The sequence below is a fragment of the Microcoleus sp. Pol10D4 genome (genome assembly GCF_036701555.1).
Classification (GTDB): Bacteria; Cyanobacteriota; Cyanobacteriia; order Cyanobacteriales; family Microcoleaceae; genus Microcoleus.
The window spans coordinates 113,539-129,436 of the sequence record NZ_JAUBRA010000010.1 but is presented as its reverse complement, the minus strand read 5'-3'; the positions used below and the strand labels follow the sequence as shown (position 1 = coordinate 129,436).

Below are 15,898 nucleotides of genomic sequence, written 5' to 3'. Positions count from 1 at the left end.
GCAACAGACTGAGGACGAATTGGCACAATCCCAGTTTCAACTGCAACAGACTGAGGACGAATTGGCACAATCCCAGTTTCAACTGCAACAGACTGAGGACGAATTGGCACAATCCCAGTTTCAACTGCAACAGACTGAGGACGAATTGGCACAATCCCAGTCTCAACTACACCAGACTGAGGACGAATTGGCACAATCCCAGTCTCAACTGCAACAGACTGAGGGTTTGTTAGAACAATCCCTATCTCAAATTCAGCATCTACAAACAGATTTGGATACCAAGGTTTCCCAACTAGGCAACACGCAAAGAGAATTAGAGGATTATCACCATAAAATGCAGCAAGTTCAGTCTAAAATTGAGCGATTGGAGTTTCAGCAAGCCATAGCCATTAACAGTAATGGACACAGTAAGAGCCAGTACGAAATCTTAGTGTCAGAGGCGTGGTATGCTTATGCTACTGGCGCTATCACCGAGATGCAAGACAGCCTCAAACAATCCTTGAAATATTCGCCTTTCTCACGCACCAATACAGTTAGTAGCTGGTTAGAGATATTTAGTAAATTATCAGGAGAAAAAGGTCATAATTTAGACACTATTGGGCTGACTAATTTAGTAGAGTGGAAACAGTTAATGCGTTTGGTAACAAGCAAGCGTTAAAGCTTTAGCAGTTAAGTTTCAAAGAAAAATCACAATCAAACCATTAGAGTAAATTAAAACATGAGCGATCTATTATTGGCATCGGTAGAATTAATTTCTGTTCATCGGCCTAAAACAGCAGGAACGACATTTGGGAAGGTGATATTACCAAAAAATTATCAGAAACATAGCATTTGGTATTACTATGATTTTTTACCGATAAATAATCTTATACAAGAAGGCAATCTGACAATACAAACCAGAGTAATTCATGGTCATTTTTCGATAGAAAAGTATTGAGGATACTTCAATAATGCCAAACGTGTGATTTGGCTTAGGAATCCAATTATTTTATTAATTTCTGCGTATTATTTTTGGATGGCATCTGGTCGTGATAATATTTTTCACGATAAAAATCATCGATATGTAGTAGAAAACAAACTAGATTTTTCTGAGTTTGTCAAGCAGCCTTTTACACACAACATGATTTCTAACTACTTTGCTAAAGGAATGAAATTAAGTGATTTTTACTTTGTAGGAATTCAAGAGTTTTTTATAGATGACTTAAACGATATAAAAAAATATTTGGGTTGGCCTCCGCTTAAAGTCACGACCTCAAATCGTAATTCTTATGATAATTACCAAGACAAGGTAATGGAGATATTGACAAACCAATCTCTGGTTAAAAATATAGTTTCTCTCAACAGTGCAGATATGGAACTTTATCGGCAAGCATTAAGCTTGAGAACTAAACGAAAAGGGCTATCAAGTTGTAAAGAAATGTACGAACTATCCTTGAAAAAATCACAGTCACGATTGAGATACAATTCGTGTAAGGAAACGCAATTATTTAATTGCAGCGGTTTGGGTAGTGAACAGGGAGTAAATCTTCCATAAGGCAGGGCTGTTTCATTTGAGAGACTTATAGCCTAAAATTTATTCATTGCTTTTAAAATGAAGATTGATGCCTTAAACAGTTGAGAGTTAGTTTATCATAAAATAACCAACCAAAGGGAAAAATCAAGGATGATGACTGAACACACTTTTATTCAAATTCAGGAAGTTGTCAAGCTTCCTCAAAACGACCCAGAATTGTTATGGGGGTTTAATATCGACACTCCAAACACTTCATACAAAACAGATAAATATGAACTTTTGTTCGCGGGTTGGATACTAGGTAAGAACGCTCAAGTAGTCTCTATCGAGGTCATCAGCAGCAATAATAATGTAATACAGACCATTGCTGTCGATAAGCCACGTCCAGATGTTGCTCAAACTTATACCCAAGCTTCCCATGCAGGCAGAAGTGGTTTTTGGGAAAAAGTAGGAGTGAGTGAACTGGGGACGGAAGTTGAGTTACTTATCCAAGCTGTGTTCTCAGATCAAAATCGCTTGCCAATCAGCAAGGTGAAATTTCAAAAGAAACTTCCATTCCTAGAACAGGTTAAGGCAGATTTGGCGCGATCGCAGACACGACTAAAACAAATTCAAACAGAACTGGATCGCCCTCAGCCGAATTACTTTAAACCTCAACTAAGTGCTACTGACCAAAAACAAAATGACTCTATTCTGAAATATGCTACTCACTTGAGCGACCAAGAATGGTTTGAGGCAATTGTTAAAAGTGTAGAGCATCCGTTTGTAGATGGTATCAAACTGCCGGGATTCCCGCCCGATGAAATTCAGCGCAATACTGTTGGCTCGTCGGGGAAGCTTGCTCTAGGTGAAGGATTTAATTTCTATTCTGAGATTAAGCGGTACGCAGCTACGTTGGGACGGCCACTAACCAGAGCCAGTCACATTCTCGATTTTGGCTGCGGCTGGGGACGGATGATTCGTTTTTTCCTAAAAGATGTTGTTGCAGACAATCTGTATGGCATTGATGTCGATCCGGCAATGATTGAGATCTGTTTCAATACAGTCCGCCTGGGAAACTATAGTGTAGGCAAACCAGAGCCACGCACTGAATTTGCTAACAATAGCTTCGACGTAGTGTATGCCTACTCAGTTTTCTCTCATTTGTCTGAATCCGTACACATAAAATGGGTAGAAGAGTTCTCAAGAATACTCAAACCTGGTGGTATTCTTATAGTCACTGTTTGGGGAAGAAACTTTATCGAATTTTGTCGATCGTTGAGAGGTCAGAACCATGAATTTGATTGGCACAAGGCGTTAGCAAACTCATTCTTGGATACTGAGGGTGCTTTTGCGGACTATGATAATGGCAAATTTTTATATAGCGCGACGGGTGGCGGTCCTGCACTCCTTGCCTCTTTTTATGGGGAAGCTGTGATTTCGCCTGGCTACATTAAGCGGGAGTGGACTAAATATCTGACATTTTGCGATTTTGTTGATGATCCCGCCAAGTTTAATCAGGCCGTTATCGTTATGCAAAAACCCAATTAACCTAATACTGCTTCTCTCTAGAGAAGCAGTATTAGGTAATCAGCCAAGAGGAGCAAAAACCGCTATAAACCTTTTGATTTTAAGTTATTTGCAGCTTCAAATAACGCCCAAAGTTAAACCAATACAAAAAGAGTTCAAAATAACTCGGCCAATTTAAAGGGGAGGGAGCAAGAAGATTTGACAGCTTATGAGATTGCATTTGGGACAGAAGGCTGGTAAGAATCTTCCTTGATTCTTCGTCACCGATGGATTCCAAAAATTCAAAAGTATTTTTGCCGTGAAAACGATAGTAATACAAATCTTGCTCCATACAAAACGGCTCTGTATAAAGTAGGGAACGAAGCAGAAAATCCCAATCATGGAATACCGAGAACTGCTAAACTCACCCACAGGGTTAAAAAGCTCCTTTAGAAAAACGAAGTTTCCAGTAGATATTCCTACATCTGATATCAAAGAAGCAAACCCAACAGAAGGATACTGTTCAATAAGTTTGTGGATCAATTTTCAATTTGCATCGGATAATAGTCCCTATAAAATTTTTATTTGGGGCTTACAAAAAACCTTATGTATTTACATAAACAGATTTTTGGTAAACTTCTTGGAGTCCACAACGACTCAAAAAAAATTCAAAGTAACCGGGCCAATTAAAGGGAGAAGGAGCTAAAGGATTAATAGTTTTTTGACATCGTACAGAATCGAAGTATTGTTTCAAGACATCAGGACCATCATCCACCCCTAATTTTTGCAGGGATTTGAATGTATTGGTTTCATGTAACCGATAATAATACAGTTTTTCTTGAACAAATAAGGGCTCTGTATAGAACAGACATTGTAATATAAAATCCCAATCATGACAATATCTAAAACTTCTAAACCCGATAGTTTGTTCATATAGGCTTTTATAAAACACAAAGTTACCGGTACTAATAGCAGGATTAAAACGAAGACAAGCAAAACCCAAAGTAGGAAAATCTTTAGTGCTGGCTTGAATCCCTGCATAAGCTAAGGCCCAAGCATTAATTTGACTGACATCTCGGTTCTTATCATCAATATATGATACTCTGCTAAAGGCAAATTGTTTTTGCTCTTCTTGCATGGCTTCTACCATTATTTTAATACGATCAGGATGATAAATATCATCGGAATTAACAATAGAAATAATTTCTCCTTGTGCTTGCATTATACCATGATTTATGGCTGCATGAGCACCTTGATTTATTTCAAAATGGATAAACCTTATTTTATCAGAAAATCTTTTCCTCCATTTCTCATTTTGGCAAAGTTGAGCAACATATTTTCCTGAACCATCAGGGGAACAATCATCAATTATTATTAATTCTATCTTTTCATAGGTTTGGTCAATGATTGTCTCTACACAGTTGTGAATGTATTCTTTGTGTTGATAGTAAGGAATTACTATCGAGACCAATGGTTTGGCATCTAATTGAGTCATGTTAATTATTCTCATGTTAAAGGTATCTCTGAAATTGGGGTGGTATAGCTTGCCATTGAGTGATGATTTCTTCTAATTCATCTAATGATTCATCAAAATTATCTAAATCTTCCCCGTTTAGTAGTTTGAAAATCAAACTATTTACATCATTTTTTTGAGCATGATATTCTTTGATTTTTGTCTTCAATGTGCCGCATATTTGTGTTGCCATTGATGTTTCTTTTTTAACTAAAATATCTAAATAAGCAACCTCCACAGTTTGATCATTTTCTTGGACTGAATAACATTGCAAAACATATTTTGACTCAGAGGCTAACAAATCTTCCACTCTAATCCAAGCAGAAAATCCCACATCTAATTGTTTACATTGGGGATGAAATTCACCCACATCGGGGCGGCTCATATAGATATCTATTTCAGCCAAGACAGTGTTTTTATTGTGACATATTCTAATCTTTTTGACTTCAATCCCAGTTTTGTCAAAACACCAACCTGAGATTATTAAATGTTCTTTTGAATTAACTTTAGTGTTAATAGTTGGACTATCAAAAAAGATCATAGCTTGACTTTGACTTTTCAACTCAATATTGGTAACCAATAATGAATACCCTATTTTCTCTTTATTGTTTTCATCAATCAATAAATCTATACTTCTTTGCAAGAGCTTAATTCTAAGCTGAAGTCCATTAATTAAATCTGTTAAATGAGCTTTTTTCTGAACAGACAAATAACGTATTAAATTGATAGATGTATGTAAACCGTAAATTCCATTCAAAGCTCTATAATTAGCAGATAAATAACCATGTCCATACTGAACATCAGGTTCTAAATAAGTGCCTTCTCCCCATTCATTCCAAGCATTGACAAAAACTAATCTTTCATCACCCGAATAGATTTGTTTAGTTTTTTCAATAACTCCACTCAACCATAATTCATATACTTCTGGGCTATTATGAAGAAAAACATGAGCTTTTTTGCCGCGTCGTGCTGTATTATCCCAAGATGTCATGACCGAAAGAAACTCTTTCTCTGAGGGGAATTTGCTTCTTAATGATTTTTCTACTATTGGTCGACAATCAAAAATATGACCTTGGAAATCGTTAGCACCCAAAGTAGCGGGATTGATTAAGTCTGATTCTGTACCCATGTCATGGGGCGGAAATTGGACTCCGGCATCAAAACCCCATTTAATCACTTGTGATGCTTGTTGTTGAAAACCTAAACATCCACTTAGATAGACTTCGCCGACATCATTTTCACGCCAAACCTCGCGCCATAATTTAATAGTTTCTTCAATATTTGGCAAAATATTAGCTCGATAAATTAATACCAGAGGTTTGCCATTAACTCTGATATATCGTTCATCTTTCATAAAAGGTACTAAACTTTCGGCAAAATCCTTACTATCCTCCAAGGAATGCTCTTGAGCGATTAAAATTTCATGTTCTGAACCATCCCAACGACGAGTCCAGTTTTCATTTGCCCAACACAAGCAAAAAGGAAAATCGGGGTGTTTACTCTGCAAAATTTCATCAATGGGTCGATCTAAAAGTCTTTTTCCTGCAAACCAATAATAGTAATAGCAAAAGCCATAGATACCATATTTTTTTGCCAATCTAGCCTGTGCATCCCTCACTTCGGGTAAACGTAAATCGTAAAATCCTAAATCGGCGGGTAATCTGGGTTGATAGTGTCCTTCAAACAAAGGTTTAGCTTTAGTCACATTAGTCCACTCTGTAAAACCTTTACCCCACCACAAATCATTTTCTGGTATTGGATGGAACTGAGGGAGATAGAAAGCAATGAGACGTACATCCGTTTCAATGGGTTTAATTTCCCTAGGTTTGCTAACGACAATAGCACCAGTGGGGACTGGTTCACTGCTTTTAGCTGTATTCAATAAATTTACTGGCGACTGGTTTTTAATTGGCTTTTTTTTTAATACCTCTTCTAACCGCCCAGAAATAGCCTTGTCATCAGGCCGAATCTGTAACGCCATTTGATAAAAGACGATCGCCCCATCCGGCCAACTGTGTCGCACCAAAGCATTAGCCAACTCAACATAAAGGTCAGCATCATTCGGCGCAATCTCCAGGGCCTTGTGATACAACTGCACATCATCAGGATTCTCCTGAATCGCCCGCCGATACAAATGCATCGCTTCCTTCAACTCCCACTGCGATCGCATCCTCAAAGCATCAGCCAACTTTTGCGAAAGCCACGGCAAATCAGCCTGAATTTCCGCAGCGCGGCGGTAAGCGGCGATCGACTCATCCCACCGTTCCAGCTTCTCAAAAGCCGTTGCCATGTTGTAATAAGTCCACGGAAAATCAGGATTTAACTCGGCCGCGCGTCGGTAAACATCGATCGCTTCCTCCCACCTTTCCATTTCTAGCAGCGCGTCGCCCAACTTGCTCTGCGACCAGAAGAAATTCGGATTAACTTCGTTAGCACGGCGGTACGCAACAACCGCCTCATCCCAACGTTCCAAATTCACCAGCGCTTCTGCTAAATTGTTGTGCGCCCAAAAATGGTCGGGATTGAGTTCGATCGACCTTTGGTAAGCCGAAATTGCCTCATCCCACCTTCCCAGCTTAATCAGCGCGTCTGCTAAATAATTGTGCGACCAACTGAAATCTGGATTTAATTCTGTTGCTTTCCGGTAAGACTCTACAGCTTCTTCCCACCGTTCCAGCTTCAGCAGCACATCGGCTAAATTGTTGTGAGACCAGCTAAAATCTGGATTTAATTCGATCGCCCTGCGGTAAGCATTTACAGATTCCTCCCAGCGTTCCAACTTAACCAGCGACTCAGCTAAATTGTTGTGCGACCAAGAAAGATCGGGATTATTTCTAATAGCATTGCTGTAAGCATCTACCGCCGCTTCCCACTGTTCTTGACCCTTAAGAATTTCCCCCAATTCGTGATAAGCTGCGCCCGCATTTGGGTTCAACTCAACCGCGCGCCGGTAACACTCAATTCCCTTATCTACCTTACCTTGCTCGATCAAAGTTTTGGCTAAATTCTCGTGTTCCTCAGCGGTGCCAGACTTGGGGTCGATCGCAAATGCTCGATACCAAGCCTCAGCCGCCTCCTCCGACTTGCCTAACTGCGTCAACAGTTTCGCAAAATTGCGGAAAGCACCTGCAAAATCCGGTTTCAGGGAGATCGCCTTTTCGTAAGCAGAAACCGCTTGCTGCCACTGTTCTTGCTGCGCGCAAATGCTGCCGTAATTAGCGTAAGCTTCGGCAAAATTTGGGTTAATTTCTATTGCTTTGACATAGCAACTTTTAGCTTCATCAATTTTGCCGCCAGCTTGTAGCGCGTTGCCCAGCATTTTGTAAAGCGGCGCTTCCGGCTTTATTTGTAGCGCTTTTTTGCAAGCTGCGATCGCCTGTTCCAATTTTCCCTGAGCAAAATAGCCTTCTGCCAATATTTTGTATGCTTCTGGATCTTCTATATTAATTGTAGAATTAACTGCCTGCTGCACTGGCTGCTTAACTGGCTGCTGCACTGGCGGCTTAACTGCACCGTTTGTCGCCGTTGCACCCGCCAAAGTTTGCTCTCCCTCGCTGCCGTTTCTCGCATTAGCTGCGTTCAGTTCAATAGCTTTGCGATAATATACTGTCGCTTCCTCTAACTTACCTTGTTTTTTGAGCGCTTCGCCCAAATTTTGGTAAGCAGTTGCCACATTAGGATTTAATTTTATGGCGCGATCGTAACAGGCGATCGCTTCGGGGAATTTTTCCTGCCGGAAAAAAGCGTCGCCCATATTCAAGTGTTCCCCCGGCGCTACTTTTTCCGGTTCCAAACTAAATGCTTGATACCAGCACTGCTGGGCTTCTTCCGGTTTGTTAATTTGTCCGAATACTTTTGCTAAATTCCGGTACACTCCCGCGAAATTCGGCTTAATCGCGATCGCCTTTTGATAAAATCCGATCGCCTCCTGCCATTTTTGCTGCTGCGCGCCAAGGCTGCCCAAATTCGCATATACTTCCGCAAAATTCGGTTCTATTTCAATCGCTTTAGCGTACCAGTGCCGCGCCTCTTCCATCCTGCCTTGAGCTTGCAGCGCGTTGCCCAAAGTCTTGTAAGCTGGTGCAAAATTGGGGTGAATCTTCAAAGCTTGCTCGCAGGATGCGATCGCTTCTTCTATTTTTCCTTGGGATAAGTATATTTCTCCCTGTTGGTTAAATTGAACCGCTGTTGATTCTGTATTCACTGTTGATGGCATATGGGCGGCGGCTCCAGAGGCAGGAATTAAATAGGGTAGTCAAAACGTTTCACAATTATACTCGCGTTTGACACTAACAGAACCGGACTTGTTCCCCCAATTCTTAATTTTTTTGACTCCCGGTGCTGGTGAGGAACCGGGATTCTCGGCTAATTTTTTGATTTTACGGCTAAATATGTAAGAATCAGTACGGTTTCTGGGAGATTTGCGCGCCAGTCCAGACTTTTTCACCTTCGGGTCGATCGCCCGTGTTGTAAAGGAAAGTAAACACGGCAGGTTCTTGCTTGTGGGATGCTTTGTTGTGGACTGGGCAAGGGAACCCGCCTAAAAAAATATTACAAACGGCGCCAGATGTGCGATCGAACCTAAACGAAAATAGCCTTTTTAGCAAAAAACGATCGCCCTTTTGGGAAAAAGCGATCGCCCTTTTTTTCAACCATTAGTTAAGAACTATTAGCAATTACTAATTAAGCTGCTGCGGCTGCGTCTGCTTCTGCGTCTTCGGCTTCAGAACCTGCTTGAATTCCCAGCACGGTAACAACCACCTGATCTGGTTCGCCGAGAGCTACCACTCCTGCAGGCAAAACTAATTCGTGAATGTGCAGCGCATCCCCAACCTTTAAATTAGAAATATCTACTTCAATTGCTTCAGGAATGCTGTCAGGTTTGCACTTAACTGCTAGTTGCGTCAGCACGGTATCCAAGATGCCGCCTTCTAACTTGACGCCCACAGCTTCGCCGACAAAATTCAGCGACACTTCAACTTCCAGGCTGTCTTGAGTTGCCACGGAGAAAAAGCTCAGGTGGTAAGGATAGCCCTTCCAAGGATGAACTTGAACTTCCCGGAGCAATGTTTTTCCGCTCCAAGAGAGGTCGGGAATGCTGAGGTCAATTAGGGTATTGTTGACTACGTGCTTTTTGAGCAGGTGTTCAACTGTTTTGGCTTTGATGGTAAGGGAAATGGATTCAGAGCCTTTGTGCCCGTAGAGGACGGCGGGAATCAATCCAGAGCGACGGAGGGCGTTAGGTTTGCTGCCTTCTGCCCGCTTTTGACATTCTACTGCGAGTTCCATTTTATGACTTTCTGTTGATTGTTTTCACATTTTACCAGAATTGTGATATTGCGATCGAACATTAATCAGACTCAGGTCAACGGTCACACTTTAACTAGCTTGTATGGTGCGTCAGTATTGAGTTTATGACAAAAAATTTAGGTCTTATCAACTGACGCACCCTACGAATTGAACCAGTTGCGTAAGTCCCGATTAAATTCGCTGAAGGTATTGATAATTTTCGTTTTCCACACACTTGAGCAATTCCAGCATTTTTCTGAGACGGTACGTTCCTGATTGATACTCTTCTTTTGAAGGGTAATCACCAAGCTTAGTAAGAACTGCATCGCTTTCACTGATGATTGCTTCGCTGAAAATTTTCTTGAACTGCTGGCGAATATCTTGATTTAATTCAACTAGAGGCAGAATTACATTTTCTTCATCTAGGTAAATTTGGGTTTCGACTGATTCGCCACCTATTTTTGAAAATGCTGATTTTGCTAACCATTCGTAAGTAGCTGCTGTTATTCTTACACTATCGGACGGTTCACCATTTGCTGAATAAAAACTGATGTCAAACATTGGGATTACTCCTGCTACTAAACATCTAGAAACTCGTTCAAAGGAATATTTTCTGCATAAGCTATAGCCTTTCTCAAAAAGGTGAGGTACGAATTTTGACCTGGAAAGCTTGACTATACAGGGTTTCTGTATACCTCATTTATCTGAGAATTGCTATATACCTGCTTTTATAAATTTTGCCTTGCCAGGTCCAGAAATTCTATCGGCACTTACAACTGCAATGACAGTAGCAGTATCAATAATTTCATTAACTGCTTTTCCTGAAAGGTATGTGGTTTTGATTTCTATATGCGGTAAGTTTGTTTTTCTTTCCTCTAAGGTTGACTGTGAATCTTTGATATTTTCTCTCGTGTATTGATTATGAAGATCCCGAATTATTTCTTTTACTTGCGAGACCTCATTGGGAGCGACAATCAAAATGTCTCCTTTCGGATCGTTGCCAGTAGTTCTCTGGGATGCAATGCCAGCTTCAGCTAACTTTCCGATTACCCAGCCCACCAAATCTCGATGAAGGGTTAGTTGGTATATCAGACGATCTTCATCGGTCATTGGAGCATCGTCACACATGAGATAGACCCTTTTTGTCTATTATAACTAAACCTGTTATGATTGTGATGCTACAGGCGTACCGTCAGCAGAGAGCAAAGCGCGTTTCGGGCCGTGAATCGGGTCTTCTACAATAATAGTTTGGTCGCGGCTCGCACCGAGAGAAACGATCGCGATCGGCACTTCCATCAAATCTGCCAAAAACTTCAGATAATTCAAAGCTTGCGGTGGTAAATCTTCCAAATTCCGGCACTCTTCCGTAGACTGTTTCCAACCGGGAAGGGTTTCGTAAATAGGTTGGCACCGAGCAAATATCCGGGAACTTTTGGGGAAATCAACACATTTTTCGCCGTCAATTTCGTAAGCAACGCAAACTTTTATTTCTTCTAATTCATCCAACACATCTAGTTTGGTAATTGCCAGACAGTCAAGGCCGTTGATGCGGACTGCGTAGCGGCCGATTACTGCGTCGAACCAACCGCAGCGGCGTTTTCTGCCCGTTGTCGTGCCGAATTCTGCACCTCGATCGCCCAAAATTGCGCCAATTCCATCTACCATTTCGGTAGGGAATGGGCCTTCTCCGACGCGGGTTGTATAAGCTTTTGCTACGCCAATTACGCGATCGATCGCTGTTGGCCCGACTCCGGTTCCCACACAAGCACCGCCAGCGATGGGATTGCTGGAAGTAACGTAAGGATAAGTGCCGTGGTCTAAGTCTAATAAAGTGCCTTGCGCGCCTTCAAACAGAATATTTTTCCGCTTGTGAATTCCCTCATAAATCTTCAGGGAACTATCTACTACGTGCGGCCGCAAACGTTCCGCATACACCCGATATTCATCAATTACATCTTGCGGATTTAAAGGCGGCAAATTGTAGAGTTTTTCTAGAAGGACATTTTTACAATTAATCGTCCATTCCAATTGTTCTTGCAACCCTTCCAAGTCCATTAAATCTAGCATCCGAATGCCAGTACGTTCCGACTTGTCGGCGTAAGTAGGGCCAATGCCGCGTCCCGTCGTCCCGATTTTATAATTTCCCCGCTGCGTTTCCGATGCTACATCAATTAATCGATGATAGGGCATCGTTACGTGAGCAGTTTCCGAAATCATCAGGGAGGTTGTCGAAATATTCAGTGCCTCTAGCTGATCTAACTCTGCAATTAAAACTTTAGGGTCGATGACGGTGCCACAGCCGATAATACACTCTTTATCAGGGTAGAGAATCCCAGACGGAATTAAGTGCAGCTTGAAAGTCTGACCGTTGACTACCACGGTGTGACCCGCGTTGACGCCCCCTTGGTAGCGGACAACGATATCTGCGGATTTGCTGAGCAAATCGGTAATTTTGCCTTTTCCTTCATCGCCCCACTGGGCGCCGATCACAACTACGTTAGCCAAGGGTTTCTCGCGTTCAGTTCAGGTTGACACAATCTCCGATTATGTACGAATGCGTCCCAAATGTCAATCTATTTTAGATTTTAGATTTTGGATTTTAGATTTTAGATTTTAGATACGGGCATGGGGCATGGGGCATGGGGCATGGGGCATCTCCCAAAAAGCCTGTTTTGAAAAGGCAAGATGCCTGTCCCACAAGAATTATGGGAGATGTCTATTGGGCATTAGGCATTGGAACTCACAAATAACCAATGACTAATGACTAATGACTACTGACTACTGACTACTGACTAATTAATTTTTGTTAACATTGAGAAAATAGAGGCTTTGTTGCCATGACTTTACACGCTGAGTTGCACCGCCATCTGGGTGGTTCTGTTGTTCCTAGGGTGCTGTGGCGGTATTTCGATCGCCACAATGCTGAGATGGTTAATCGATTTCAAAAATACTCGGAGTTTGAAGAGTTTTACACTCGTCCGCGCAATACTCTCAATGAGTATTTGGAACTGCACACGCTGGTAGAAAGCGTTCAAACTGTTGAGACTTTGCCTTATTTCATCTATCGGTTGATGCGGGGCGCTTACGTGTTTGAAAATCTGGCTTATTTGGAGTTGCGCTATACGCCTTATTTGCGGACTCCAGAACATTTGGATCAGTCAGAACGCATTGATTTGATGGCAGAAATTGTCAAGGTTGTGGGCAAGGCAAGTCAAATTAGCGATTGTCCGATTGTTACCAGCCAAATTTTGTGTATGCACTCGCGTTTGCCTTATGAAGTGAATCGGGCGATCGTAGATTTGGCGGCGCAAATGGGAGAATATGTTTGTGCGATCGATATAGCTGGCGGCGATGATTGTATTGGCGAGCGTTTGGAGGAGTTTGTCGGATTGTACCAGTACGCGAGGTCGATCGGCATCAAAACTACCGGCCACCTCTACGAAACTACCTCTGGCTGTTATCCCGAACTTCTGCCTTATTTGATGCGTATCGGCCACGGGATTCAAATTCCGTTAAAATATCCCGAATTGCTGCCAGAAGTCGCGCGCAGAGGTCAATGCTTGGAAGTTTGCCCGACTACCTATCTCAAAACGGGGACGTTGCAGGATATGCGCGAATTGAAGGTTGTGTTCGATCGATGTTTTGAAGCTGGCGTCGATATTGCCATTTGTACTGACAACGCGGGATTGCACAACGTGCGGCTGCCTTTTGAGTACGAGAATTTATTAACTCTGGATATCATTGATTTTCGGCAATTGCAAGCGTGTCAAGAGGCCGCTTTCCGCCATGCTTTCGCCTGGCCCTACGGGGAGCGGCCTGTGAAAATGCTGACGGGTTTGTTGCAGCATGAGTCTGTGGGGGCGATCGTGAATTAGCTATCTAAGCTTCTCTCAATGGTTCGTAGTGAGGAATGCAAGTCCTTCTTCATAGAGAGGACTTACATTCCTTACTACGAACCGACTAATTTTTCAATCAAAAACGGGTGGCCACAAATCAGAAATTGGCAATTCCCAGGCCGGGAAAAACTCTGGAATTGTCAATATGTCTCCATCTCTGAGAACTTCCGGCTCGGCTCCTGTACGATATACTGTGAGAGTTAATCTGTCCGGGTCAATCAATATTCCCACTTCCGTTCCTAGACTCAAAAATGATTGTATTTTTTCTTTGATAGGTTTGATGCGATCGGTTTTAGATTTAATTTCCACCATCAAGTCAGGAACCAATTCTACAAAATCCCGCCGACTCCGCTTCAGCTTTTCTGCTTTGACAAAAGATACATCTGGTGCGCGCAAGTCACTATTTGGTAAAATAAAGCCAGCGCTGGAACCCGTTAATCGACCCAGCTTGCGTGGCAGTACCCAGATTCCCAAAAGAATAATTAACCGAGATCCAATTTCATCTGAGGTGTAATCACATGGGCCCATTGCAATGATGTTCCCCTGTATTAACTCTAGTCGCCATTCAGGATGTTCAGCTTGTACTTTTTCTAAGTCTTTGACAGTTAGTGACATGATCGAGTCTCCGTCTAATACCTAAGTCTATCATAAGCTAAGCTTTAATTAAAAGAGCCAATAGATATTTGTAAAATTATACTAAGCGTCGGGCGATCGGCAGTCGGTAGCAAGTTATAGTTTGGATGCAGAATCATCAATATAAAAAGATAAAAAAACGATGACAAATATGGACGCTTACTGGATGCCCTTCACTGCCAACCGACAGTTTAAAGCGAATCCGCGAATGTTGGTTTCTGCCAAAGATATGCACTTTACAAGCGATGATAACCGCTCAATTTTAGATGGTACTGCGGGGCTTTGGTGCGTGAATGCAGGGCACGCCCGCGAGACAATTGCCGAAGCAGTTAAACAGCAGGTTTTGCGTTTGGATTACTCTCCGGCTTTTCAGATGGGACATCCGGGGGCTTTTGAATTGGCGGAACGTTTGGTAAAGATGATTCCGGGCAATTTCGATCGCGTTTTCTTTACTAATTCGGGTTCGGAATCTGTAGAAACTGCTTTAAAAATTGCGATTGCTTATCATCGGGTGAAAGGTGAAGGAACTCGCCAACGATTAATCGGTAGGGAACGCGGCTATCACGGCGTTGGTTTTGGGGGAATTTCTGTCGGCGGTATCGGTACAAACCGCAAGTTTTTTGGCAGTTTGCTCACGGGAGTCGATCATTTGCCTCACACTCACAATCTCGAACACAATGCTTTCAGTCGCAAACAACCGGAATGGGGAGCGCATTTGGCGGATGAATTGGAGCGGATTGTTGCTTTGCACGATGCGTCTAATATTGCAGCGGTAATTGTGGAACCGGTGGCTGGTTCTACAGGTGTTTTGATTCCCCCGAAAGGTTATTTGGAGAGGCTGCGGGCGATTTGCGACAAATACGGAATTCTGCTAATTTTTGATGAGGTTATTACCGGCTTCGGGCGACTCGGCTCTAGTTTTGCAACGGAATATTTTGGGGTGGTTCCTGATATTGTGACGGCGGCGAAAGGGATAACTAACGGTACGGTGCCGATGGGGGTGGTGTTTGTGAAAGAAGGCATTTATGATGCTTTTATGAATGCTCCTGAAAATGCGATCGAGCTTTTTCACGGTTATACTTATTCTGGTCATCCTCTGGCTTGTGCGGCTGCTTTGGCGACGCTGGATATTTATGAGGAAGAAAAGCTGTTTGAACGAGCCGATAAGATGGCTGGTTACTGGGAAAATGCAGTGCATTCTTTGAAGGGAGTGCGGCACGTAATTGATGTTCGCAATCTGGGACTGGTGGCGGGTATTGAGTTGGAATCTATTGCTGGGAAGCCGGGGAAACGGGCTTTTGATTGTTTCTTGCAGTGCTATGAAAAAGGGTTGCTAATTCGGACTACGGGTGATATTATTGCTTTGTCGCCACCGCTGATTATTGAGAAGGAACATATCGATCGCATTGTGGAAATTTTGACAGCGGTTTTGCAGGAGATGGAGTAGGATTTAACGAACCGCGAAGGCGCGAAAAACGCGAAGGAATAGCAAAAAGAAGATAGGTAGATGTTTTCAGGTAAAGACTCTAGTTGAGAAGGAGAAAAACCTCTCTCTTTTATTCCTTC

Annotated in this window: 11 protein-coding genes and 1 pseudogene; 5 read left to right on the top strand and 7 right to left on the bottom strand. The window is 42.3% G+C overall.

What is annotated here, in order from left to right; all coding sequences use genetic code 11:
* From QUA36_RS08325 to QUA36_RS08315, 3 genes and pseudogenes are all read left to right on the top strand, one after another.
* Positions 1–658, top strand: a pseudogene (locus QUA36_RS08325) (hypothetical protein); the annotation flags it as partial.
* Between the two features lie 357 nt (positions 659–1,015).
* Entirely contained in the window at positions 1,016–1,534 is a 519-nt protein-coding gene (locus QUA36_RS08320; protein ID WP_333456677.1) for a hypothetical protein, read from the top strand.
* 129 nt (positions 1,535–1,663) lie between these two features.
* Complete coding sequence (locus tag QUA36_RS08315; RefSeq protein WP_333456675.1) at positions 1,664–3,043, top strand: class I SAM-dependent methyltransferase; 1,380 nt, start codon at positions 1,664–1,666, stop codon at positions 3,041–3,043.
* A 562-nt stretch (positions 3,044–3,605) separates the two neighbouring features.
* Here QUA36_RS08315 and QUA36_RS08310 read toward each other — a convergent pair.
* From QUA36_RS08310 to QUA36_RS08285, 6 genes are all read right to left on the bottom strand, one after another.
* Complete coding sequence (locus QUA36_RS08310; protein ID WP_333456673.1) at positions 3,606–4,496, bottom strand: glycosyltransferase family 2 protein; 891 nt, start codon at positions 4,494–4,496, stop codon at positions 3,606–3,608.
* Positions 4,497–4,512: 16 nt separating this feature from the next.
* Positions 4,513–8,718, bottom strand: coding sequence for a glycoside hydrolase family 99-like domain-containing protein (locus tag QUA36_RS08305; RefSeq protein WP_333456671.1), 4,206 nt, complete (start codon positions 8,716–8,718; stop codon positions 4,513–4,515).
* Positions 8,719–9,197: 479 nt separating this feature from the next.
* Positions 9,198–9,803: a 50S ribosomal protein L25/general stress protein Ctc gene (locus tag QUA36_RS08300; RefSeq protein WP_333456669.1), complete on the bottom strand. Its 606-nt coding sequence runs from the start codon at positions 9,801–9,803 to the stop codon at positions 9,198–9,200.
* Between the two features lie 192 nt (positions 9,804–9,995).
* Entirely contained in the window at positions 9,996–10,364 is a 369-nt protein-coding gene (locus QUA36_RS08295; protein WP_333144866.1) for a hypothetical protein, read from the bottom strand.
* A gap of 153 nt (positions 10,365–10,517) precedes the next feature.
* A complete protein-coding gene (locus QUA36_RS08290; RefSeq protein WP_333456667.1) occupies positions 10,518–10,913 on the bottom strand; it encodes a hypothetical protein in 396 nt (131 codons plus the stop codon).
* Between the two features lie 54 nt (positions 10,914–10,967).
* Complete coding sequence (locus QUA36_RS08285; protein WP_333456665.1) at positions 10,968–12,308, bottom strand: adenylosuccinate synthase; 1,341 nt, start codon at positions 12,306–12,308, stop codon at positions 10,968–10,970.
* 332 nt (positions 12,309–12,640) lie between these two features.
* On the opposite strand from QUA36_RS08285, the gene QUA36_RS08280 reads away from it, so the two are divergent.
* Entirely contained in the window at positions 12,641–13,678 is a 1,038-nt protein-coding gene (locus tag QUA36_RS08280; RefSeq protein ID WP_333456663.1) for an adenosine deaminase, read from the top strand.
* Between the two features lie 93 nt (positions 13,679–13,771).
* Here QUA36_RS08280 and QUA36_RS08275 read toward each other — a convergent pair whose 3' ends face one another.
* Positions 13,772–14,314, bottom strand: a complete 543-nt coding sequence (locus QUA36_RS08275) for a Uma2 family endonuclease (protein ID WP_333159023.1) — start codon at positions 14,312–14,314, stop codon at positions 13,772–13,774.
* Positions 14,315–14,474: 160 nt separating this feature from the next.
* Between QUA36_RS08275 and QUA36_RS08270 the strand changes: the two genes are divergently transcribed.
* Complete coding sequence (locus QUA36_RS08270; RefSeq protein WP_333456661.1) at positions 14,475–15,779, top strand: aspartate aminotransferase family protein; 1,305 nt, start codon at positions 14,475–14,477, stop codon at positions 15,777–15,779.
* Positions 15,780–15,898 lie beyond the last annotated feature (119 nt).